The following is a 24339-nucleotide window of genomic DNA, read 5'->3' on the forward strand; positions in this document are numbered from 1 at the left end:
ATAAAGTTTAGTATTTCCCCAACTCCCGCAGGCTAGTGTGATTTTCCTGAATGCGGCGGAACATTTTTTCCATATCCGACTTGGTAAAGTTGACCAAGACCGGCCGGCCATGTGGGCAGTTGTAAGGATTGTCACACTGGGACAGCTGAAAAAGCAAGTCACGCGCAGAGTAGTCATCCAGACTGTGATTGGCCTTGATGGAGCGTTTGCAGCTCATCATAATGGCCAGCTCTGCTCGATATTTCTTGATAGAAACTTCCTTGGTCAGGAGAAGCATATCACACATCTCATAGATACCGGCTTCAATCTCCTCTTCCTTAAACCAAATCGGATGCTCACGGAGGATAAACTGGTTGGCTCCGTACTCTTCTAAAAAGATGCCAGCATCTTCTAATAGCTCCATCCGCTGCTTGATTCGCAGCATATCGTCTGCTGGAAATTCAAAGATATAGGGCACCAAGAGCTGCTGCTGGCTATTATCCACATCTCCAATCTTCTCCCGATAATACTCATACTTGACCCGCTCTTGGGCAGCATGCTGGTCAATAATGTAAAGACCGCCCTTGCCCTGAGCAAAGAGATAGGTACCATGCATCTGGCCGAAATATTCTAATTCTGGGAAGCTTGACTTCTCTTCCTGTTCCAACTTATCCACAGCCCGCTCCAGACTGGCTTGGTCTAGCTCTGGATGGTCTAGCTGGTCATAACTAACTGGCCTTCTCTCTGCAAATTTGACCGAAGTCGGTTGCGGTTCTGCTTTTTCATCTGTCGCTTCATGAACAGGCTCCGCTGTTTCTTCGAAAGATAACTGCTGCTCTGCCACCTGTGGCTTGAGGAAGAAGTCATTCTGCTCTTTATCGTAGTAGAGGCGATTTTCTTTCAGCGGAAGACTAGTCTGTTCAGGCTTAGCCGCGCGCTTAACAGTTGATTTGGCAAGATTTTCCAAAGCATCCGGGATAAGGTCCTGCTCCTTGAGACTGGTCGCAATGGCTTGCGAAATCAAGGCCATGAGTTCCCGCTCTTTAGAAATCCGCACCTCTTGCTTTGTCGGATGGACATTGACATCTGCCAGATAGGGGTCAATCTGAATATTGATGACTGCTAGTGGAAAGCGGCCTACCATCAGCTTGCTGCCGTAGCCGTCCAAAATAGCACGATTAAGCAGGAAATTCTTAATGTAGCGGCCGTTGATGAGGATTGTAATATAATTCCGATTCGCGCGAGTCAGCTCAGGCAGGCTGACATAGCCGCTCACTTCAAAATCCAAATCCGAAGCAGAGATTTCCACCATTTTCTTAGCTGTTGCCAGACCATAGATGCCTGCAATAGCCTGACGCAGATTACCACTGCCGGCAGTCCGTGTCATTTCGCGGCCGTCACTGATAAGGGTGAAAGCCACCTCTGGATGGGCTAGACTGAGCCGATTAATCACATCAACGATATGGGACAGCTCTGCCTGCTGGCTCTTCATATACTTAAGACGAGCCGGAGTATTGAAGAAGAGATCTTCTATCTTGATTTTCGTTCCTACCGGACTGCTAGTAGGCTCATGTTCTTCGATCTCGCCACCCTGCGCAACCAGTAGAGTCCCGTGCTGGCCTGCCTCCGTCGCTGTCTCAATGGTGAAACGCGAAACAGAAGCAATGGAAGGAATGGCCTCACCACGAAAACCTAGTGTCCGAATCCGAAAGAGATCCGCCTGCTTCTTGATTTTACTGGTAGCATGGCGTCGAAGAGCCAGAGGGACATCTTCGTGGTCTATGCCTTCACCATTATCCGTCACCTGAATGCTCTTGAGTCCGGCCTCCTCAATTTCGATGGTAATCTGACTTGCACCCGCATCAATTGAATTTTCCACTAGCTCCTTGACCACGCTGCTGGGCCGCTCAATGACCTCACCGGCCGCAATCTGATTGGCTAGAATTTCTGGAAGTTCGATAATTTTTGACATCTTTTTCTCCGTATTTGTTCTGCTATCTATTATAACACATTGGGCTCTTTCTAGCAGAGGGCAGCCTTGTCTTGACCATTCTGCCCGCAAGCCAAACCAGATAGACACAAATAGCTGCCACATAGACAAAAGGGCTTGTTTTCAATGCTAAGTTGCGGTTTAATAAAGGTGAAAGGAGGAAGTTATGAAAGTTAAGCTAAAAATCGATTCTCAAGTCGCCGAAGACTCCGTCAGCATTGAGGCTCGCCTCATGACAGAAAGCATTCAGGAATTGGTCCACTTTGCTCAACATCTAGGTAAAGAAGAAAAGATTCATGTCAAGAAAGAAGACGAAATCTATCTGCTAGACGCTAAGGAAATCCACCGAATCTATACAGAAAATCGCCAGATTCAGGTTCGAACAGCAAAAGACGGCTATCGAGCTCAACAAGCTCTTTATCAATTGCTGCAGGTCCTACCGGAATATTTCCTGCAGATTTCTCAGTCGGAGATTATCAACAGCCGGCAAATCAGCCACCTCAAGCTGACTCCAAATGGTCTGATTCAAATATTTCTGAAAAACGGCGATCAGACTTACTCGTCCCGCCGTTATCTCAAATCTATTAAAGAAAGGTTAAAATTATGAAAAGTCGTCATAAAGAACTCTTTTTCGGAGGAATTGGAGGGATTTTCATCGGTCTCTTCTTCTCCATGAGCATTTCTTATTTTTACAATCCAGCTTATCTACCGCTTCACCCTCGCTCTCCTATCGGCCACTTCTTTTTAAGCCAGCATGTCCATGTTTCCCTTATCATGCTCTACTGCATGTTTATCTGGTTTATCATGGGAGCTATCTTCAGATGGAGTGGAAGCTTCTTCCAAAGAGACTGGAGCATCCTGCGCTCCGTCGTTAGCCACTATGGCGTGATGATTCTAACCTTTGCACTTTTGGCTAATCTAGCTGGATTTTTCCCAAGAGAAAAAATACTCAGCTTGACACTGACTGCCGTCGGGGAATTCACCCTCATCTATCTAATCATTTCAGGTGCCATCTACTACCGCACTTACCGCAACATTCAAAAAATAAATAGCGGCTTGTCTAGCAAATCGTGAGAATAAAAAGAGAGTGGGACAGAAATCGGTAATTCGTTAGAATTTGATTTCGTCGTCCCACCTCCGCACAGTTGAGTAGGGCTGTAAAAGCTGATGAAATCAGCGTAGTAGAGCCCACTCAACCACTGCGTCTTGCTCGACAATCCAAAGACAATTGAGAGGCTAGGACTTTTGTCCCAGCCTCTTTGTTTTTACAACTTCTTCTTGAGCTCGGCCACTGCTGCCATGACTTCCAAGGGAGTCATATTGTAGATGTCCAAGTCTCGTAGTTCAGTCAGGACTGGATTTTCCATCCCTTCTGCAAAAAGAGATATCTGCTCAGCCACTTGTGACCGTGTCGGTCTGGATTCAGCAGGAAGCTCTGAGTCAAGTCCTTTATTCTGACTCTCCAAATGGCTCAAAATGCTATCCGCCCGCTCCAGTAATTTCTCAGGAAGTCCAGCAATCTTCGCCACATGGATTCCATAGGACTTATCAGCCGGACCTGGCTCAATCTTATGCAGGAAAGTCACCTGTCCGTCCTTTTCCAAGGTTGCCACATGGACATTTTCCAAATGCTCCAAGATGTCCTCTAAGGCTGTCAGCTCATGATAGTGGGTGGCAAAGAGGGTTTTGGCCCCAGTATAATGATGAATATGCTCGATAATAGCCTGAGCCAGCGCCATCCCATCGTAAGTAGCCGTCCCACGACCCAGCTCATCAAAGAGGATGAGCGAACGCTCGCTGGCCTGCCGAATGGCCCGATTGGCCTCCATCATCTCCACCATAAAGGTGGACTGGCCGGACACCAAATCATCTGCTGCACCGATGCGAGTGAAAATCGCATCGAATAGTGGCAGACTGGCAGACTGGGCGGGCACATAAGATCCCATCTGTGCCATAATGACGATGATAGCCAGCTGGCGCATATAGGTCGATTTCCCGCTCATATTAGGTCCGGTAATGAGCTGGATGTCCGTTTCCTGGTCCAGCAGAATACTATTTGGAATGTAGCTTTGGGAACCCATCACCTTTTCCACAACAGGATGGCGGCCTTTTTCAATCTGCAGACGGCGCTCCGCAGTAAAGACAGGGCGTACCAAATGCTGCTGCTCTGCCACCGCAGCAAAGCTCTGCAGGACATCCACAGCTGCTAGTGTTTGTGCCAAGGCCTGCAAGCGCTGGATGTATTTGCCAACTTCTTCGCGAATCCGCATAAAGATCTCGTATTCCAGATTAGCAGATTTTTCACGCGCCTCCAACATCTCTCCCTCAATCCGGGCCAACTCCTCCGTTCCGAAACGTTCCGAATTTTTCAGGGTCGCCTTGCGGAAGAAATGACTAGGCACATGAGCCAACTGAGAATTGGTCACATGGAAATAATAACCATCTTTTTTATTATAATCAATCTTCAGATTGCTGATGCCGCTATTAGCACGTTCTTTGACTTCCAGCTCTGCAATCCATCCAGTCCCCTCCCTCAGCACAAGCCGATACTGATCCAAGGTTTCATCAAAACCTGTCCGAATAATATTGCCCTCGGTGATTATATGAGGTGCATCCGGCGAAATGGCCGAGCTAATCAAGCCTGCCAACTCTGGAATAGGATCCAAACCCTCAATCAAAGGCGCTAGATGCGGGCTGCCGATTCCTTGCAAGATATCCTTAATCTGAGGCACATTGCCCAATGTTGCTGCCAGCTGCAGCAGATCCTTGGGATTAGTCTTGCCAAAAGACACTCGACTAGCTAGCCGCTCGATATCATAGACTCCCTTGAGGCTCTCCGTCAAATCACTCCGCTCAAAGAAATGATCCAGAAAAACCTCGACGACATTCTGCCGCTGGCTAATTCGCGCTTCATCAATCAGCGGACGCTGAATCCAAGAGCGCAGCATACGGCCGCCCATGGCCGTCTTGGTCTCGTCCATCAGCCAATAAAGACTGCCGTGCTTCTTGCCCGAGCGAGCATTTTCTGTCAAATCCAGACTCGCCTTGGTAGCATAGTCCATTTGCAGGAAGTCCTTGATTTCATAATGCTGAGCCTTCTTTAAATGGCTGAGCTCCCTCATCTGGGTCCGGTGCACATACTCCAGCAATTTCCCCGCTGCCTGACGTTCCATAGGAGACAGTTCCTCGCCTAGCAGCTGGACATCGTTCAAGGCCGTCTGTACATAGGACAGTAAAAGGGTCATCTGCCCAGCCAAGACCTGCTCCTCAGATTCTGGCAAGGTATAGCCCAGCACCACTTCCCTAGCTTTCAAATTGCGGATTTCCCCGCAGACCAAGGCAAAGTCCTCTAGACTAGTCACCTGAAACTCACCGGTCACCAAGTCCATATAAGCCAGACCATAAAGGCCATCTGAGTAATCCAAAGCCACCAGAAAGTTATTCGCAGAGTCGGGCTTAGTAGAGTCCACCACTGTCCCCGGTGTGATAACCTGGACGACCTCTCGCTTAACAACGCCCTTGGCTTCCTTGGGATCTTCCATCTGCTCCGCAATTGCTACCTTATAGCCTGATTCGACCAAAACATCAATATACTGCTGAGCCGAATGATAGGGAACTCCGGCCATGGGAATTGGATTTTCTGCATTTTTATTGCGGCTTGTGAGAGAAATCTCTAAAATCTGGGCGGCATTGACCGCATCATCATAAAACAACTCATAGAAATCCCCCATCCGAAAGAGCAAGAAAGCATCTGGATAGTCCTTTTTGATATCCAAATACTGCTGCATGCCTGGCGATAACTTTTCTACTGCCATCTCTATCCTTTCTAAAAACAAACGAGGTCAGGACTTGCGTCTCAAACCTCTCCGTCAATTCTAAGCTTTTGGCTATTCCATACCTTCTTTGACACTCGTCTCGATTTCTCTAGCCGCATCTTGATCCCGGCAAATCACGAGCAAAGTATTGGCCCCTGCAACGGTTCCTAAAATACGACTATCCAGAGAACCATCTACCACATTTGCCAAGACCGTCGCTTCGCCCAGTCCTGTACGGAAAACCAGCGTAAACTCCGCTCTAGAAACAGCTTGAACATGACTGGCCAGAAATCCAGCTAGGTCCAACTCCTCTGCTTCATGAGCCAGCACATAGTAGACTTGCCCGTCTTTCTTCAGCTTGGTCAAACCAATCTCTCTTAGGTCCCGCGAGAGGGTTGTTTGGGTCACAAATATCCCCTCATCTTCCAGTCTTTTTTGAATATCCTTTTGTGTTCCTAACTTTTCTTCCTTGATCATCCATTTAATAAGCTGATGACGCTCGCTTTTTCTCATACTCGACCTCATTGACTGAATATTTATACTTTCAATTATATCAAAAAATCTATCTTATACCAAAAAAATTGAAGATTCCTCATAAAATATGATAGAATAGTAACAAAAGACCCAAAGGAGCAAATATGGATAATAAACAATTAATCGCTAGCGAGTTGGCCAAAGTTATTGACAGCTTGGACCAAAGCGCTATCTCTAACCTACTAGAGCAACCGAAAAGTTCCGATCTTGGAGACATTGCCTTCCCAGCTTTCTCACTTGCAAAAGTAGAACGCAAGGCTCCTCAAGCTATCGCTACGGATATTGCTGAAAAGATCGACCCAAGTCACTTTGAGAAAGTTGTCGCAACTGGACCTTATGTCAACTTCTTCCTCAACAAAGCTAAAATTTCTGATCAAGTCATCAAAGAAGTCATCAAGGAAGGCGCTGACTATGGTCAACAGAACGAAGGTCAGGGCGGAAATATCACAATCGACCTTTCCAGTCCCAACATTGCGAAACCTTTCTCTGTCGGTCACTTGCGCTCAACCGTTATTGGAGATGCCTTGTCCAATATCTTCCGCAAGATGGGCTACAATACCATCAAGATCAACCACTTAGGTGACTGGGGCAAGCAATTCGGTCTCCTCATGGTTGCTTACAAGAAATGGGGCAACAAGGAAGCCGTTGAAGCCAACCCAATCGATGAACTCTTGCAACTCTACGTTCGCATCAATGCTGAAATCGAAAACGACCCAGCCTTGGATGAAGAAGGTCGCCTTTGGTTCAAGAAACTGGAAGATGGCGATCCAGAAGCAACAGAACTCTGGCAATGGTTCCGTGACGAAAGTCTCGTTGAATTTAACCGTATCTATGAATTGCTCGGTGTTGAATTTGATAGCTTAAACGGAGAAGCCTTCTACAACGATAAGATGGACGAAGCCGTTAAAATTTTGGAAGACAAGGGTCTCCTGAAAGAATCAAAGGGCGCTAGCATTGTGGACTTGGACGATGTCAATCTCCCACCAGCTATGATTAAAAAATCAGACGGTGCTACGCTTTACATCACCCGTGATATTGCCACTGCTATGTACCGTGCGCGCACTTACAACTTCGTCAAGAACGTTTATGTCGTTGGTCAAGAGCAATCAAACCACTTCCGTCAGCTCAAGGCCGTCCTTAAGAAGATGGGATTTAACTGGAGCGATGACATGATCCACGTGGACTTTGGTCTGGTTACGAAGAACCGTCAAAAACTTTCAACACGTAAAGGAAACATCATCCTTCTGGAACCAACTCTGCAAGAAGCGATCAGCCGTGCAAAAGCTCAAATTGAAGAGAAAAATCCAAATCTGGAAAACAAAGAAGCTGTTGCCCATGCAGTTGGTGTCGGTGCCGTTAAATTCTACGACCTTAAGACTGACCGTCGTAATGGCTATGACTTTGATTTGGAAGCAATGGTTTCCTTTGAAGGTGAAACTGGACCGTATGTGCAATATGCCTATGCACGTATCCAGTCTATCCTACGCAAAGCAGACTTCAAGCCAAGTCTTGACGCTAACTACAATCTCAACGATGCTGAAAGCTGGGAAATTATCAAACTGCTCCAAGACTTCGCTCGCGTAGTCAAACGTGCAGCTGATAACTTTGAGCCATCTCTGATTGCCAAATATGCGATCAGCCTAGCTCAAGCCTTCAATAAATACTATGCTCACACTCGCATCTTGGATGAAAATCCTGAACGCGACAGCCGTCTAGCTCTCAGCTACACTACTGCTGTTGTGCTGAAGGAAGCTCTCCGCATGCTTGGTGTAGAAGCACCAGAAAAAATGTAACCCTACACAAACCTTCCAGTTTTGGGAGGTTTTCTTAGGAAGAGATATTTTATGAATGAAACTGCTTATATTTTAATTGCCCTTAGCTTGGTCATTCTCTTTTTGTACAACAAAAGAGAAAAGGTAAAGTTGCAGATTTTGCTGCAGCAAGAACTCCTAAAAAGTGATCATTTTCGACAAGAACTCCAAGAAAAAATGGCCACTAGCGAAAACCAAAATGACCTTATTGCTTACGTTAACAAAAACTACCGTTTAGGAATTTTATATTCAAAAGAGCTGGTCGAAACTATCGCTGGCGAGCATGCAAGTCAAGAATAGAAACAAAAGCCGTTCGATCAAAAATATTGATCGAACGGCTTTTTTACTTATGCTTTTATTTCGTACAATTCCTCGATAATGCCAGCTACTTTTTTAATATCTCCTAGCATACCACGCATTTCAAAATCAGCTAAAACGGGGAAACCAAAACGTTGGCTGTATTGCTTAGCAGTCAGGCAGTACTGGTTATTAAAGTTACGGTTGCCACTTCCGATAACTCCCAAACACTTGCTAGCATTCTGTCCATAAGCTATAAAATCGGCCACATCCGTCGTAAGAATCTCAACATCGCCATTATCCACACCATTGCCACCTTCCAGATAGGTCGGTAGAAAGGTAATGAAAGGATTGGTCATTTCAAAGAACGGATGCCCCTCTTTTACTAGGTCTTTGATGTGGATTTTTTCAATCTCTAGGCTCGGATGCTGCTCTAACAAATAGTCGCTCAAACGACGGACAAAACTCTCTGTATTGCCACTCAAACTGATATAAACTAAGGAAACTTTCATGTTTATTTGCTCCATTCCAAAAAATAACATTTATCTGCCCATCTAGATTGTAGCAGGTAAATGTTATTTGTCAAATCTTATTCTTCTTCAGCTACTTCTGCACTTTCAGCTTCCTTTTGCTGCTTGATCAACTTAAAGATAACGATGGAGAGGAAGATAAGACTAACAACAACAGAGAAGCCAATAGTAAAGTTCAGTCCCAGCATCTGAGATGAGAGTAAGGTCGGATCTGAAAAAGAAGACGTCGCAATCCCTTTTGCTACCACATAACCATACGCTGTTCCAATCAGGCCAATAAGAACGTTCACGATGTAAATAAGATTGGCTTTGAAAATATCTTTCTTAAAAACGAAGAACCAAGCTGCAATCAAAAGAAGCAAGCCAACATAAAAGAAAATATTATTTATTAGCGAACCTGACAGTTCAGCGCTCTTGCTAAAGTAAGCTGCATACTGAGATTTTGCTGGCTCATTGATCCCCTTTAGTAAGGTTTCCACAGCATCATTTGAAGAGGAGAACTTCGAAATAAGCTCCCACAAAGTGCCTACTGTTTCTAAACCCAGTAAGACATAGAGATAAATTGGTTTCTTTTTCATAACAACCTCCTGTAAAGAAATACTTTTTCTTATTATACACCCAAAAGAAAAGACTGACAAGAGCCAAGGTCTGCTACGATTTTAAAGCTCCACTACCAAAAAAACTTATCTTCCAAGGCTACTTACTCTAGTCTTCTAACACGAGAAAAGCCAAGACAATCCTGTCTAGGCTTTTTCACTTATTTTAAATAATTAGTTCTCCAAATGCCATACTTCGTCATTGTATTGTTGGATCGTACGGTCTGCTGAGAAGAAGCCAGCTTTCGCAATGTTAACGATCACTTTATCCAACCATGCATCGCGGTCTTCGTAGTCCGCAAGCATTTGCTCTTTCACCTTGATGTAGTCTTCCAAGTCAAGAAGCGTCATGAACCAGTCTTTGTTGATCAATTCATTGTAAAGACGTTCCAAGCGTTCTTTCTTACCTACTGCAAGAACAGCATCGCTGATGATAAAGTCAACCAACGGTTTGATAGCTGGACGAGCGTAAAATTCGCTTGATTTGTAGGCTGCTTTTGCGTAAAGGTCGATAACTGTTTCTGAATCTTCACCAAAGATGTAGATGTTGTCTTTGCCAACCAACTCAGCGATTTCCACGTTAGCACCGTCCATGGTACCAAGTGTCAAAGCACCGTTAAGCATGAATTTCATGTTACCAGTACCTGAAGCTTCTTTAGAAGCAAGTGAGATTTGCTCAGAAATATCACCAGCTGCAATCAAGAAGCTTGATGCTGTAACGTTGTAATTTTCAACCATAACCACTTGCAAGTGTGGTGCAACTGCTGGATCATTCGCGATGATTTCTGACAAGCAAAGGATCAAGTGAATGATGTCTTGGGCAATTGTGTAAGCGGGCGCTGCCTTACCGCCAAAGAAGACAGTGATTGGGCGAGCAGGAATGTTACCAGCCTTGATGTCCAAGTATTTGTGGATAACATACAAAGCGTTCATTTGTTGGCGTTTGTACTCGTGTAGACGCTTGATTTGGATATCAAAGATAGAATCTGGATTGATTTCTACACCTTGAGCTTCCTTCAAGTGACGAGCCAATTTACGCTTATTGTGAGACTTAATGCCTTCCAGCTTTTCTTTCACTTCTTGCTTGCCAGCAAAGTCAAGTAGACCTTCCAACTTAGCGGCATCATGGTGCCAATCACGACCAAGAAGTTCATCTAAGTAGCTAGACAAACGTGGGTTAGCGTGCATGAGCCAACGACGGAATGTGATACCGTTTGTCTTGTTGTTGAATTTCTCTGGATAAATATCGTAGAAAGCTTTCAACTCAGAGTTCTTCAAGATTTCAGTGTGGAGTGCTGCAACCCCGTTAACGCTGTATCCATAGTGGATATCCATGTGTGCCATGTGAACACGGCCGCTCTCGTCAATAATTTGAACAGCTGGATCTTTGTATTCTGCTTTGACACGACGATCCAATTCTTCGATGATTGGTACCAAGTGAGGAACCACTTCTTGCAAGAATTCAAGAGGCCATTTTTCAAGGGCTTCAGCAAGGATAGTGTGGTTTGTGTAGGCAGTCATGCTACGCACGATTGAGATTGCTTCATCAAGCTCGATACCACGCGCAGTCAAAAGACGGATCAACTCAGGAATAACCAGTGATGGGTGAGTGTCGTTGATTTGTACAACTGCATAGTCTGCAAGGTCATGCAAGTTGCTTCCTTTTTCGATCGCTTCGTCGATGATCAATTGTGCACCGTTTGAAACCATGAAGTATTGTTGGAAAATACGGAGCAATTCACCTTGCTTGTCGCTATCATCTGGATAAAGGAAAAGAGTCAAGTTGTGAGCGATATCTGTCTTGTCAAATTCGATTCCCTCTTTGATGATTGAAGAATCAACTGAATCCAAGTCAAACAAGCGCAAACGGTTTTTAGTAGCTGTCTTGTAACCAGGCACATCAATATCGTAAAGAGTTGATGTCAAGGTGAAGTGCGCAAATGGCACTTGGTAGCTACGACTTGAGCGAACCAACCAGTTTTGCTCAGTCAACCAGAAGTTTGGAATAGTTGTTTGCTCATTGTTTTTCAGGACTTGTTGGAAAAGACCAAAGTGGTAGTTAAGACCCACACCGTCACCATTCAAACCAAGTGTTGCAATAGAGTCCAAGAAGCAGGCTGCCAAACGGCCCAAACCACCGTTACCAAGAGATGGTTCCAATTCTACTTCTTCGACTTCGATCAAGTCTTTACCGGCAGCGGCAAGTTCTTTTTTCACATCGTCATAAAGACCCAAGTTAATCAAGTTGTTTGACAAGAGTTTTCCGATAAGAAACTCAGCTGAGATGTAGTAGAGTTTCTTTTTACCAGTATTGACTGGTTTTTGAGCGCTCGCTAATTTTGTGTAGTTCAAGAGAGCCAAGTAAAGCTCTTCATTGCTACAATCAGCAATTTGCTTTTGATAAGTATTTTGGATATATGTTTGTAAGTTTGACATGATTTCTCCTAGTAAATTAGAAATTATTTCTTTTATTTTCTTATGGAAGTAAGTCAGTATTTACACGACGATAGATTTTCGTCAGGTAATAAAGCTGCTCTTCCACAGCAGAATTCAGCTCTTCAGCTGTCATCCGCCATGCCCAGTTGCCGCCAATCGTAGATGGCAGGTTCATACGGGCAGAGCCATCCAACTCCAGCAAGTCCTGCATCGTTGCGATAGCCATGTAGCTAACGGAAGCAAAGATTGTACGAAGCATTGCATGTGGCACCGTTTCGTATTCTTTGCGGTTGGTGTACTGAGCCATGTATTCACGGGTTGGATCATCGATCTCATCCTTATACCAGCCCAATACAGTATTATTGTCGTGAGTACCAGTGTACATCACAGAATTATGCGGTGCCAAGTGTGGACTATCAATGCTTTCATCATCTGGATTGAAAGCGAATTGCAGAATCTTCATACCTGGGAAGCCAGTTCGCTCACGCAATTCAATGACTTCATCCGTCATGAATCCAAGATCTTCTGCAATGATGTTCAAATCACCTAAAGCTTCTTTCACTGCGGCAAACAGCTTATAACCTGGACCTTTGACCCAGTGACCAGTAGCCGCGGTATCAGACTCAGCTGGCACTTCCCAATAAGACTCAAAGCCACGGAAGTGGTCGATCCGAACAATGTCGTAAATCTTGAAGCTTTCGCGCAGGCGCTCAATCCACCAAGCATAACCATCTTGATCCATGGCATCCCAATTATAAATTGGGTTACCCCACAATTGGCCAGTCTCTGAAAATTCATCTGGTGGGCAGCCAGCAACCTTAACTGGGCGACCTTGCTTATCTGTCTTGAAGAAGTGAGGCTGAGCCCAAACATCTGCACTGTCAGCAGCTACATAGATGGGCATATCACCAACGATTTCGATGTGATGGTCATTGGCATATTTCTTGAGTTCCAACCATTGTTTAAAGAAGAGATATTGAGTTACACGATGGTATTCCAGCTTGTCTGCCAATTTCTCACGATAGCTAGCCAAGCTTTCTGGTTGGCGACGACGAATCGCTTCATCTGGCCATTCTGTCCAAGCTTTCAGATCAAAATGCTCTTTAACAGCCATGTATTCCGCAAAAAGCTCCAACCAAGCTGCATTTTCTGCAACAAAGTGACGGAATTTGTCAAGATCGCCAACTTTAAGGAAACGAGCAACCGCTTTTTCCAAAAGAGGACGACGTGCTTCAAATACTTTTGCATAATCTACAGCTTTTGGATCATCACCAAAATCAACGCTTTTTAGATCTTCTTCTGCCAACAGGCCTTCGTCAATCAAGAAATCCAAATCAATAAAGTGAGTATTCCCTGCAAAGGCTGAGAAAGACTGGTAAGGAGAGTCCCCGTAACTAGTCGTTCCCAAAGGCAAGATTTGCCAATAACGTTGCTTCGTTCTAACTAAGAAATCCACAAAATCATAAGCAGACTGACCAAAAGAACCAATCCCGTACTTGCCTGGCAAAGAGGAAATGTGCATCAATACACCACTTTGTCTCGCTTTCATATGTAACACCTCAAAAATTTTTTCATGCTTGTTTCCTACTTTATTTAGCGAAAACGTTTGCGTTGCTTGAATTATAACCTATTTTTTTTTCAAGTGCAAGCTTTTTAAAAAAATTTTTTATTTATTATACCATAGATTTCAAATTTCTTTCCTTTTATATCATCTAAATTAACACTCTTTCCTTAAAAAATTTTTAAAATTTTCTTAAAAACGCTTGCAAGCGTTTACCTTTTGTGCTAAAATTATTTTAAGTTCAAGAAAACGTTTGCGCTATGCAAGCGTGTTCTTAGATGGTATTATATTTTTTATTCTTTAGGAGGAATAATCATGAAAAACAAAATGTTGAAGAGCGTTGCTGTTCTCGGTACTGTTGCTTTAGCAGGTTTTATTTTGACAGCCTGCGGTAGCAAATCTTCTAAAAAAGAAACTGCTGCAAGCAACGAATTGACTGCTTATGTAGACCCAGGCTACAAGAGCTACATGGAAGAAGCTGCCAAAGCTTACGAAAAAGAAACCGGAACAAAGGTCACTATCAAAACTGGTGATGCTCTTACAGGTCTTGATAACCTTTCACTTGACAACCAATCTGGTAAATCTCCAGATGTCATGATGGCACCATACGACCGCGTAGGAAGCCTAGGTGCTGACGGACAGCTTTCAGAAGTTGAGTTGGGTAAAGATGCAAAAGCTGACGATACTACTAAATCTTTGGTATCAATCGACGGTACTACTTACGGTGCTCCTGCTGTTATCGAGACCTTAGTAATGTACTATAACAAAGACCTGATCCAAAAAGCTCCTACAACATTTGCTGAACTTGAAGAGTTGGCTAAAGATAGCAAGTATGCTTTCGAAGGCGAAGATGGCAAAACATCTGCATTCCTCGCTGACTGGACAAACTTCTACTACGCTTACGGTCTTCTTGCTGGAAACGGTGCTTATGTCTTCGGTAAAGACGGTACAGATCCTAAAGATATCGGTTTGGCTAACGAAGGTTCTATCAAAGGAATTGAATACGCTAAAACTTGGTATGAAAAATGGCCTAAAGGTATGCAAGATACAGAAGGCGCTTCTAACTTGATCCAAACTCAATTCCAAGGTGGAAAAACTGCTGCAATCATCGACGGACCTTGGAAAGCTGCATCTCTTAAAGAAGCTAAAGTAAACTACGGCGTAGCAACTATCCCAACACTTCCAAACGGAAAAGAATACAAAGCCTTTGGTGGTGGTAAAGCTTGGGTCATCCCTGCTGGTTCTAAGAACGTTGACGGCGCACAAAAATTCGTTAACTTCCTTGCATCAACTGCACAACAAAAAGCTCTTTACGATGCAACAAACGAAGTTCCTGCTAACACAGAAGCACGTGAATACGCTGTAAGCAAGAAAGATGAATTGACAGACGCGGTTGTTAAACAATTTAAATCTGCAGAACCAATGCCAAACATCTCTGAAATGAGTACTGTTTGGGATCCAGCTAAGAACATGCTCTTCGATGCTGTAAGCGGCAAGAAAGATGCTAAAACTGCAGCTGAAGATGCTGTTAAATTGATCAAAGAAACTATCGATCAAAAATTCGGCAACAAATAAGCAGACTAAAATAAAGGGGTGGGAATTTTCCCTACCCCTTGTTTGATAGAATGAGGCTTTATTCTATCTTCTAATAAGAAAAACTCGGATTAGGACTTGTACTTGCTACACTTCCTCAATCTTTCTCGTATCTAAGGAGACTACAATGACAAAAAAAGATCCCAAACAAGCCATGTTGCGCTCCCTCATTCCAGGGTTGGGGCAAATCTATAATGATCAAAAGGCCAAAGGATACATCTTTCTTGGGGTTACGGTTGCATTTTTAGCTTATTTCGTAGCTATTGCCCTACCAGAAATTGAAAATCTCATCACTCTTGGTGAAGTCCGTGGGGACAACTCACTCTTCATGCTGATCCGCGGTGCCTTCCACCTCATCCTTGTGGCATTTTTCCTGATTTTCTATGGATTTAACTTGAAGGATGCCCGTACAGTTGCCAAGCAGTGGAACAATGATTATCCTGTTCATACTACCTTAAAGGAAATGACGAACGGAATCTATGAAAATGGCTTCCCTTACTTGCTGATTATTCCTTCTTATTTGGCGATGACCTTTGCCATCATTTTCCCTGTATTGGTAACACTCTTGATTGCCTTTACAAACTATGATTTCAAACACCTGCCACCAAATAAACTCTTGGATTGGGTTGGCTTTACCAACTTTGCTAACATTTGGCAATTGAGCACCTTCCGTGCGGCCTTTGGTTCTGTCTTGACTTGGACTATCATCTGGGCACTGGCAGCCTCTACTTTACAAATCGTAATCGGTATTTTCACCGCTATCATTGCCAACCAGCCATTCATCAAAGGAAAACGCATCTTCGGTGTTATCTTCTTGCTTCCTTGGGCAGTTCCAGCCTTCATCACTATCCTTACTTTCTCAAATATGTTCAACGATAGTATCGGGGCTATCAATACTCAGGTTATCCCACTTCTCGGCAAGGTTCTTCCTTTCTTGAATGGACATCTGATTCCGTGGAAGACTGATCCGACTTGGACTAAGATTGCCCTTATCATGATGCAAGGTTGGCTTGGATTCCCTTATATCTACGTCCTGACCTTGGGTATTTTGCAGTCTATTCCAAATGACCTTTACGAAGCAGCCTACATCGACGGAGCCAATGCTTGGCAGAAATTCCGCAACATCACTTTCCCAATGATCTTGGCAGTTGCGGCACCAACTTTGATCAGTCAATACACCTTTAACTTTAATAACTTCTCAATCATCTACCTCTTCAATGCAGGTGGTCCTGGTAGTGTCGGTGGAGGAGCCGGTTCAACTGATATCCTGATCTCTTGGATTTATCGTTTGACCACAGGTACAGCACCGCAATATTCAATGGCGGCGGCCGTTACCCTCATCATCTCCATCATCGTCATCTCTATCTCTATGATTGCCTTCAAGAAACTACACGCATTTGATATGGAGGATGTATAAGATGAATAGTTCTGTTAAATTTAAACGTTTTATCAACCATAGTTTGACCTATCTCTACCTTGTCGTGCTTTCCATTATCATTCTCTACCCGCTCTTGATTACGATCATGTCTGCTTTCAAGACAGGGAATGTCGTGGCCTTCAAGCTAGACACAGACATCAACTTCAGTCTGGAAAACTTCTCTCGTCTCTTCTCAGAGACTCTATATGGTACTTGGTACTTTAACACTATTATCATTGCCGTCTTGACAATGATTGTCCAAACCAGTATAGTTGTACTTGCAGGTTATGCATACAGCCGTTACAATTTCATCGCAAGAAAGCAAAGTTTGGTCTTCTTCTTGATTATCCAAATGGTGCCAACTATTGCAGCTCTGACCGCCTTCTTCGTTATGGCGCTGATGCTCAATGCCCTCAACCAAAGCTGGTTCCTCATCTTCCTTTATGTGGGTGGTGGTATTCCAATGAATGCTTGGTTGATGAAAGGATACTTCGATACCGTTCCTATGTCTCTGGATGAGTCAGCTAAATTAGACGGTGCTGGTCATTTCAGACGTTTCTGGCAGATTATCCTGCCTCTCGTTCGTCCAATGATTGCTGTGCAAGCTCTCTGGGCCTTCATGGGACCTTTCGGAGACTATATCCTCTCTAGCTTCCTTCTTCGTGAAAAAGAATTTTATACGGTTGCAGTTGGTCTTCGTACCTTCGTCAGCGATGTCAAGAATCAAAAAATTGCCTTCTTTGCTGCCGGTGCAATTCTCACTGCCCTACCAATCTGTATTCTCTTCTTCTTCCTGCAAAAGAATTTTGTATCTGGTTTAACAAGTGGTGGAGACAAGGGATAATCTTGTCCCACCCTGTTTTTGATTTAAAGACAATTATAGTTATATGGCAGCCAATAAGTTCTTTATTGGCCACCACCTGATTATAATTTTAGAAAGAGGCAGCTATGTTACCTTATCCTTTTAATTATTTTTCGAGCTTGATTGGTTTTAGAAAAACCTTCGCCAATCGTCGGATGCTTAGCTGGTTCCAGCTCATCTTTACCAGCATCTTTTTGATTTCTCTGTCTTTGATTCCTGTGGCTATTCAGACAGCGTCTTTGACGAGCTATGCTCTGGATACCTTTGTTGATAAGGCTTTTGACACTCTAGATGAAGACGTGATGATTGACTTTGACCATCATGCCCAGATGAAAGACCATGTGCTGACCACTGAAAATCCTGAAGGAATTCATCGCAATGCCGCTGGGACCGTCATTATCGGCCATCACGAGGAGCTTAAATTAGGCAAGGAGCTGACGCTTTACTTTGACAAAGAAAATCTTAAAATCACTAAAGAAGGAAAAGAACTGGCCAATATCCGCTACCAAGCCATTGACCAGAAGGCTCTAAAAAGTAAAGAAGCCCTGACCAAAGCCATTTCTAAAGACTGGTTCCAACAAAACCGCTTGGTGATCAGCCTCTTTCTAGTCCTCTCCGCAGGCTTCCTCTTTAGCATTAACTTTGCCTTTCTAGCACTCGGTGCTTCCTTCTTGCTCTATCTGACCAAGAAATCACGGTTATTTTCTTTTAAAACCTTTAAAGAATGCTATCATTTTATCCTCAACTGCCTAGGATTACCAACGATTATCGGTCTTATCTGCGGCTTATTTGGGCAAAGTCTGCCTACGATTATCACCGTTCAAAATATCTTGTTTGTTCTTTATTTGGTGATTATTTTCTACAAAACACATTTTCGTGATGAGGATTTCAGAAATTAGGAGGTTATTATGCGCGTTACGATTAAAGAAGTAGCGAAACTAGCGGGTGTGTCTCCCTCAACGGTGACACGCGTCGTACAAAACAAGTCTACCATCAGTGATGAAACAAAAAAACGCGTCCGCGCTGCTATGAAAGAGCTGGACTATCATCCAAATCTCAACGCTAGAAGTCTGGTCAGCCAATCAACCCAAGTCATCGGTCTGGTGCTGCCCGATGATTCGGATCTTTTTTACCAAAACCCATTCTTCCCAACTGTCTTACGAGGGATTTCACGCATCGCATCTGAACATGACTATGCCATTCAGATTAGTACTGGACAGGACGAAGAGCGTCGTTTAGAAAATATCAAACAAATGATTTTCGGAAAACGCGTCGATGGTTTGATTTTTCTCTATTCTAAGCCAAACGATCCGCTGGTTGACTTTGCGATTAAAAACCAATTTCCTTTCTTGATTTTAGGGAAAGCAGTGTCACCATTTGTTTCTTTGGTCGATAATGATAATATCAAGGCTGGCTACGATGCAACCAAATATTTCCTAGATCAAGGTTATAAAAAAATTGCCTTTCTAGCTGGGAATAAAGAGCTTGTCGTATCCCAAGACCGCTTTACCGGCTACAAACAAGCCCTAGAAGAAGCAGGCATCCCTCTCGATGAAAACATCGTCAAGTTTTCTTTCGGTTTCCTCTTGGAAGATAGCAGTTATAAGATTATGGAAAAGATGCCTATTCAGGAAATCGAAGCCTTTGTGACATCGGATAGTATGGTTGCCGAAGGGGCTCTCCACTATCTCAAAGACATTGACTACCGCTTCCCGATTATCACTTTTGACTCTATCAAGCCACGCATCAACGTGGATGCCTACATTAATATCAATACCCTCGAGTTGGGGAGGGAATCTTTCCGTACCTTACTCCAAATCATTAAAGATAATAAGGATGACAAGCATACTTGCTATCGCCAAGTCATCCCCCACAGCATTCTTACTCGTTAGTTAAGGAGAAATTTCATGGTTTATCGTATTTTCCAAGCCTACTTAGATGATGAAAATAACATCACTATCGAATTGGAAAAGTCCTTTGATGCTTATTCTATCCACTTTACTCTAGAGGACAAGCATAGCTCTAGTCCTTTGACCATCAAAAAAATTGAGAATCAAGAACATCAGATTGTCTACACCCTTTCAGTCAATGACCCGATTGATTTGACTGAATCCTATACAGTCTATGATCAAGACCGCAATCACACCATTCTCCAGTATCGTCACATTGTCCAAAAGCCAATTTTTGATGAATTATTTAGCTACCAAGAAAGAGATTTGGGAGCTAGCTATAGCCCTCAGGCAACAGATTTCAAACTGTGGGCGCCTATTTCAGAAAAAGTCTTGCTGCATCTGGAAGAGCAGGTCATTCCCCTCCAAAGGCAAGATAGGGGTGTCTGGCATACGCAGGTCCTTGGAGACTTAGAAGGCAAGGCCTACTACTATATCCATAAGGTGAACGGAAAATGGGTAGAAGTACATGACCCCTACGCTCTCTCTTCAGATGCCAACTCTGGTCATAGTTATGTCATTGACCGCAAAAAGATTAGCAGACCTATTCGTCGGGCTGCCAGCCAAGTAAAACCAACAGAAGCCGTTATCTATGAAATGAGCGTGCGTGATTTCTCCATGCAAAAGGAAGCTGGTTTCTCACAACCTGGTAAATTCGTTTCTCTGTCCGAATCTCCAAGCGTACACGGCCAGACCTTTGGTCTGAAATACTTGCAAGATCTAGGTATTACACACGTTCAGCTTATGCCAGTCTATGACTTTGGTAGCGTTGACGAAAAACACCCCGAGCTCGTTTATAATTGGGGCTATGATCCCGTCCAGTATAATGTTCCTGAAGGTAGCTTCTCAAGCGACCCACACGATCCCTATAGCCGTATCTTTGAACTACAAGACGCGATTGCAGCTTATCACCAGGCTGACATGAGCGTTATCATGGATGTCGTCTACAATCACGTCTACGAGGCAGATGCCTATGCTTTTGAAAAGATTGTGCCAGGATACTTCTATCGTCTAGATGAGCAAGGCCTACGGACAAATGGTACCTTCTGCGGAAATGATGTGGCTAGTGAAAAAGCTATGGTGCGCCATTATATCCAACAATCCGTCCAGCAATGGGTTAGCCTCTACGGCTTTGACGGTTTCCGCTTTGACCTGATGGGCATTCTCGATATAACCACCATGAAGCAAATCGCTCAGGAACTAAAAGCCATTCATCCAAACATCTACCTTTACGGAGAAGGTTGGCAGATGCCTACTGGTCTTGATAGTGACCTTCTGGCTCATCAGTTCAACGCTGAACAACTACCTGAGTATGGATTCTTCAGCGATCATTTCCGTGATACGATCAAGCAAACCATCGTCCAAGGTAGCCGACTGGACAAAGAGCACGCAACCAGCTGGCTAGAAAATGTCCTGACAGCCAATGTCGGCTTGACAGGAGAGCCACATTTCCTAGCGCCTCATCAGGCGATCAACTATGTAGAATGCCATGATAACGCAACGGTGTTTGATTATTTTGATATTCAAAATCCAAATATCAGCCTCCGTCAGCGCCTAGCTAACTCTCGTCTAGCACTGCACATTGTTCTCTTAGCGCAAGGAGTTCCTTTCCTCCACAGCGGGCAGGAATTTTATCGGACCAAGAATCTGATTGACAACACCTACAACCTGCCTGATGATATTAACAAGCTAGACTGGCTGCGCTCACTTCACTACACTGAAGACATTGAATTTTTAAAGCAACTCATTGCCTTTAGAAAGGCTCATCCACTTCTGACTCTGACAACTAGCTCTGCTATTCAAAAAGCTTGTCAGGTCAAATGGCTCAGCCCTAGCCTCCTTGAATATAAGATTCAAAAAGACAAACAAGCGCTGACCATTTTGATTAACTTTGGTACTGAAGCAGCGACTTATGAAAATAAAATGAAGCAAAGCATTCACCTTCAGTATCCGCACATTAACGCTAAAAAACCAATCGCCCCGCTAGCAGATTCTTATACAGTTCCTGCTAAGCAAGTCTTGGTTTTGAAATAAAGCAATAACTATAAAAAAGAACAGGTTCATTTTGGATGGAAAGACATCCAGCTGAACTTGTTCCTTTTTTTATGTATAAATGTATGCATTGAGTTTGAGTAAGATTCGACAGTGATGCCAATAATCAAGACTACTCTTCTACAAATCTTCCTAAAATATGTACATTGTCAGATACAGAGACAAAGGCTGTCGGATCTGTCTGCTTCATGATGTACTTAAATTCGCTAAATTCAGCACGCGTAATGACTGTAATCAGCACCGCCTTTTGCTCGTGATTGTAAGTTCCCTCCGCTCCATTGATAATGGTTGCACCGCGGTGGAGTTTGTGGTGAATTTTGTTAATCACTTCGTCAGGATGACTGGTGATAATCATGGCCTGCATCCGCTTTTGCTTGGTAAAGACAGCGTCCGTTACACGGCTCGATACAAAGATGGTAATCATCGAGTAGAGAGCGTATTCCCAACCGAAAGTCAGACCAGCAATCAGCATAATAATACCATTTACAATCAGGGAGATACTGCCTACATTACGGCCTGTTTTCTTGCGAATGGTCAGACTAACAATATCTGTCCCTCCACTTGAAATGCTTGACTTGAGGGCAAAGNCGATCCCTGTCCCCATGACAACTCCCCCGAACAAGGCATTGATAATGGGATTGGTCGTCAATGTCACTTCTGGCACAAAATGGATAAAAAGCGAGCTCATCGAAACAGTGATAAAAGTAAAAACAGTAAACTTATGGCCGATTTGGTACCAAGCCAAAATCATCAGTGGAATATTGATCGCATAAAAAGTAATGGAAACTGGAATGGTAAAGCCGATAAAGCGACCACTCAAAGCCGAGACAATCTGCGCCAGGCCCGTTGCACCACTTGAGTAGACATGGCCCGGCTGAAAGAAGAAATTGACCGCTACTGCTGAGAGAAATCCATATACCAGAGAGGCCGAAAATTTCTCATCATATTTTTCACGCGAAATACTTTTCAGAACTTCTAGCAACTTGACATGATAGGCAAAGCGATGAAGATAATAGCGAAAAAGTTTCCGCAAACTAGTCTTTTTCATGTGATTCTACTTTTAAACTTAATTCCTCTAATTGTGCTGGAGCAACCAAGCTTGGTGCTTGCGTCATTGGGTCAGAAGCCTTGTTATTCTTAGGAAAAGCAATGACTTCACGGATATTTTCTTCACCGGCCAAGAGCATGACGAAGCGATCCAGACCCAAGGCCAGACCTCCATGTGGTGGGAAACCATAATCCATGGCTTCTAGAAGGAAGCCGAACTGGTCTTGCGCTTCTTCAGCTGAGAAACCTAAAGCCTTAAACATCCGTTCCTGCAGATCTTTTTGGTTGATCCGTAAGCTACCACCACCTAGTTCATAGCCATTGAGTACGATATCATAGGCAACCGCACGAACCTTGCTCAGGTCTCCTTCCAGCTCCTGCTCAGAATCCTTTTGAGGCAGAGTGAATGGATGGTGGGCACTCATATAGCGGCCTTCTTCTTCCGACCACTCAAACATTGGCCAATCTACCACCCACAAGTAGTTAAACTTAGCAGGATCAATCAAACCTAATTCCTTGCCTAGGCGGACACGAAGAGCCCCTAGAGCTGCGTTGGCAACATCCAAGGTATCTGCCACAAAGAGAACTAAGTCGTTTTCTTCAAGCTGTAAAGCATCTGTCAACTCACTTGACAAGTCTGTCAAGAACTTAGCAACAGGACCAGATAGTTCTCCACCAGCAAATTTCACCCAAGCAAGCCCCTTGGCTCCATGCTGCTTAGCTTGCTCTGTCAGCTTATCAATATCTTTGCGTGAGTATTTGTCAGCAGCATTTTTCACTACAATCGCCTTGACAGTCGGTGCCTCAGAAAAGACCTTGAAGTCAACACCCTTGACAAGCTCTGTCAAGTCCTGCAATAACATGTCAAAGCGAGTATCTGGCTTGTCGCTACCATAAAGAGCCATGGCATCGTCATATTTCATACGCGGGAAAGGCAAGGTCACTTCAATTCCCTTGGTTTCCTTCATGACACGGGCAATCAAGCCTTCTGTAATGTCTTGGATTTCTTGCTCAGATAGGAAAGAAGTTTCCAAGTCCACCTGTGTAAACTCTGGTTGACGGTCTCCACGTAAATCCTCGTCTCGGAAACATTTGACAATCTGGTAATAACGGTCAAAACCAGCATTCATCAACAGCTGCTTGGTAATCTGTGGGCTTTGAGGCAGGGCATAGAAATGACCTTGGTTGACCCGGCTCGGCACCAAATAGTCACGCGCTCCTTCAGGCGTTGACTTGGTCAAAAACGGTGTTTCCACATCGATAAACTCCAGCTCATCCAAATAATTGCGGATGGAATGAGTCACTTTGGCACGCAACTTAAGGTTTTCTAGCATTTCTGGGCGACGCAGATCCAAATAACGGTAGCGCAAGCGCGTATCATCATTGGCTTCAATCCCATCCTTAATCTCAAAAGGAGTCGTTTTAGCAGTATTCAGTACTGTCAGACTGTCTACGTGAAGTTCTACACTTCCTGTGGCCAGCTTGTCATTGGCCTGCTCACGTGCGGCTACCTTACCAGTCACTTCAATGACAAATTCGCTGCGCAGGCTCTCAGCTGTCTTCATGACCTCATCTGAAACACTCTCAGGATTAATAACTAGCTGCATAATCCCTTCACGGTCACGCAGATCAATAAAAATCAAGCCTCCCAAATCGCGACGGCGGGCAACCCAACCTTTCAAAGTAATTTCCTGACCGACATGCTCACTACGAACACGTCCCGCATACATTGAACGTTTCATCTTTACTCTCCAAAATTTTAATTCTGTTACTATTTTACCACAAAGAGCCTAGGAAAGCCCCCCTACCTGTCCTTTTTCTGAAAAAAATTAAAAGTCTTTATTTCCAGTGCTCCTTTTATAAAAAAGGT

General features: G+C 43.9%; 19 protein-coding genes. 10 read left to right on the forward strand and 9 right to left on the reverse strand.

The annotated features are described in order from the left end of the window. Window positions 1-7: 7 nt before the first annotated feature. Window positions 8-1951 (reverse strand): DNA mismatch repair endonuclease MutL, encoded by a 1944-nt coding sequence (gene mutL / locus D8797_RS02285; protein WP_125379095.1) that lies wholly within the window; start codon window positions 1949-1951, stop codon window positions 8-10. A gap of 184 nt (window positions 1952-2135) precedes the next feature. Here mutL and D8797_RS02290 point away from each other — a divergent pair, with 184 nt between their 5' ends. Then, window positions 2136-2576 (forward strand): LytTR family DNA-binding domain-containing protein, encoded by a 441-nt coding sequence (locus D8797_RS02290; RefSeq protein ID WP_125379096.1) that lies wholly within the window; start codon window positions 2136-2138, stop codon window positions 2574-2576. After that, on the forward strand, window positions 2573-3043 hold the full coding sequence (locus D8797_RS02295) for a DUF3021 family protein (RefSeq protein ID WP_125379097.1): 471 nt from the start codon (window positions 2573-2575) through the stop codon (window positions 3041-3043). The genes D8797_RS02290 and D8797_RS02295 overlap by 4 nt, the downstream gene beginning before the upstream one ends. Before the next feature lie 191 nt (window positions 3044-3234). On the opposite strand, the gene mutS is transcribed toward D8797_RS02295, so the two are convergent. Beyond that, complete coding sequence (mutS, locus tag D8797_RS02305) at window positions 3235-5784, reverse strand: DNA mismatch repair protein MutS (RefSeq protein ID WP_125379098.1); 2550 nt, start codon at window positions 5782-5784, stop codon at window positions 3235-3237. Window positions 5785-5856: 72 nt separating this feature from the next. Beyond that, window positions 5857-6297, reverse strand: a complete 441-nt coding sequence (gene argR / locus D8797_RS02310) for an arginine repressor (protein ID WP_125373085.1) — start codon at window positions 6295-6297, stop codon at window positions 5857-5859. A 125-nt stretch (window positions 6298-6422) separates the two neighbouring features. Between argR and argS the strand changes: the two genes are divergently transcribed. Further along, a complete protein-coding gene (gene argS / locus D8797_RS02315) occupies window positions 6423-8111 on the forward strand; it encodes an arginine--tRNA ligase (protein ID WP_125379099.1) in 1689 nt (562 codons plus the stop codon). Window positions 8112-8162: 51 nt separating this feature from the next. After that, entirely contained in the window at window positions 8163-8429 is a 267-nt protein-coding gene (locus D8797_RS02320) for a MarR family transcriptional regulator (RefSeq protein WP_125379100.1), read from the forward strand. A 47-nt stretch (window positions 8430-8476) separates the two neighbouring features. Here the strand turns inward: D8797_RS02320 and nrdI are convergent, their stop codons facing one another. The 4 genes from nrdI to malQ all read right to left on the reverse strand — a co-directional run bounded on the left by nrdI (window position 8477) and on the right by malQ (window position 13546). Next, entirely contained in the window at window positions 8477-8953 is a 477-nt protein-coding gene (gene nrdI, locus D8797_RS02325) for a class Ib ribonucleoside-diphosphate reductase assembly flavoprotein NrdI (RefSeq protein WP_376739406.1), read from the reverse strand. 62 nt (window positions 8954-9015) lie between these two features. Then, a complete protein-coding gene (locus tag D8797_RS02330) occupies window positions 9016-9534 on the reverse strand; it encodes an ABC transporter permease (protein ID WP_125379102.1) in 519 nt (172 codons plus the stop codon). 192 nt (window positions 9535-9726) lie between these two features. After that, window positions 9727-11988, reverse strand: a complete 2262-nt coding sequence (glgP, locus tag D8797_RS02335) for a glycogen/starch/alpha-glucan family phosphorylase (RefSeq protein ID WP_125379103.1) — start codon at window positions 11986-11988, stop codon at window positions 9727-9729. A 40-nt stretch (window positions 11989-12028) separates the two neighbouring features. Further along, on the reverse strand, window positions 12029-13546 hold the full coding sequence (malQ, locus tag D8797_RS02340) for a 4-alpha-glucanotransferase (RefSeq protein ID WP_260471189.1): 1518 nt from the start codon (window positions 13544-13546) through the stop codon (window positions 12029-12031). Window positions 13547-13864: 318 nt separating this feature from the next. Between malQ and D8797_RS02345 the strand changes: the two genes are divergently transcribed. From D8797_RS02345 to pulA, 6 genes are all read left to right on the forward strand, one after another. Continuing rightward, on the forward strand, window positions 13865-15124 hold the full coding sequence (locus D8797_RS02345) for an extracellular solute-binding protein (RefSeq protein ID WP_125379105.1): 1260 nt from the start codon (window positions 13865-13867) through the stop codon (window positions 15122-15124). Between the two features lie 145 nt (window positions 15125-15269). Then, window positions 15270-16559: a carbohydrate ABC transporter permease gene (locus tag D8797_RS02350; RefSeq protein WP_015605972.1), complete on the forward strand. Its 1290-nt coding sequence runs from the start codon at window positions 15270-15272 to the stop codon at window positions 16557-16559. A 1-nt stretch (window position 16560) separates the two neighbouring features. Next, window positions 16561-17403 carry a sugar ABC transporter permease gene (locus D8797_RS02355; RefSeq protein WP_125379106.1) on the forward strand — a complete coding sequence of 281 codons (843 nt, stop codon included), beginning with the start codon at window positions 16561-16563 and terminating at the stop codon, window positions 17401-17403. A 104-nt stretch (window positions 17404-17507) separates the two neighbouring features. Then, complete coding sequence (locus D8797_RS02360) at window positions 17508-18320, forward strand: DUF1189 family protein (RefSeq protein WP_125379107.1); 813 nt, start codon at window positions 17508-17510, stop codon at window positions 18318-18320. A gap of 9 nt (window positions 18321-18329) precedes the next feature. Then, complete coding sequence (locus D8797_RS02365) at window positions 18330-19313, forward strand: LacI family DNA-binding transcriptional regulator (protein WP_061910722.1); 984 nt, start codon at window positions 18330-18332, stop codon at window positions 19311-19313. A gap of 15 nt (window positions 19314-19328) precedes the next feature. Beyond that, the gene (gene pulA / locus D8797_RS02370; RefSeq protein WP_125379108.1) at window positions 19329-21404 is read left to right on the forward strand and encodes a type I pullulanase; all 2076 of its coding nucleotides are present in this window, start codon (window positions 19329-19331) and stop codon (window positions 21402-21404) included. 130 nt (window positions 21405-21534) lie between these two features. Here pulA and D8797_RS02375 read toward each other — a convergent pair whose 3' ends face one another. Both D8797_RS02375 and aspS read right to left on the reverse strand, forming a co-directional pair. After that, complete coding sequence (locus D8797_RS02375) at window positions 21535-22470, reverse strand: YitT family protein (protein WP_125379109.1); 936 nt, start codon at window positions 22468-22470, stop codon at window positions 21535-21537. Beyond that, window positions 22457-24211 (reverse strand): aspartate--tRNA ligase, encoded by a 1755-nt coding sequence (gene aspS, locus D8797_RS02380; protein ID WP_125379110.1) that lies wholly within the window; start codon window positions 24209-24211, stop codon window positions 22457-22459. The genes D8797_RS02375 and aspS overlap by 14 nt, the downstream gene beginning before the upstream one ends. Between the last annotated feature and the right edge of the window lie 128 nt (window positions 24212-24339).

Origin of the sequence: Streptococcus cristatus (assembly GCF_003944225.1) — a bacterium.
Lineage (GTDB): Bacteria > Bacillota > Bacilli > Lactobacillales > Streptococcaceae > Streptococcus > Streptococcus cristatus_K.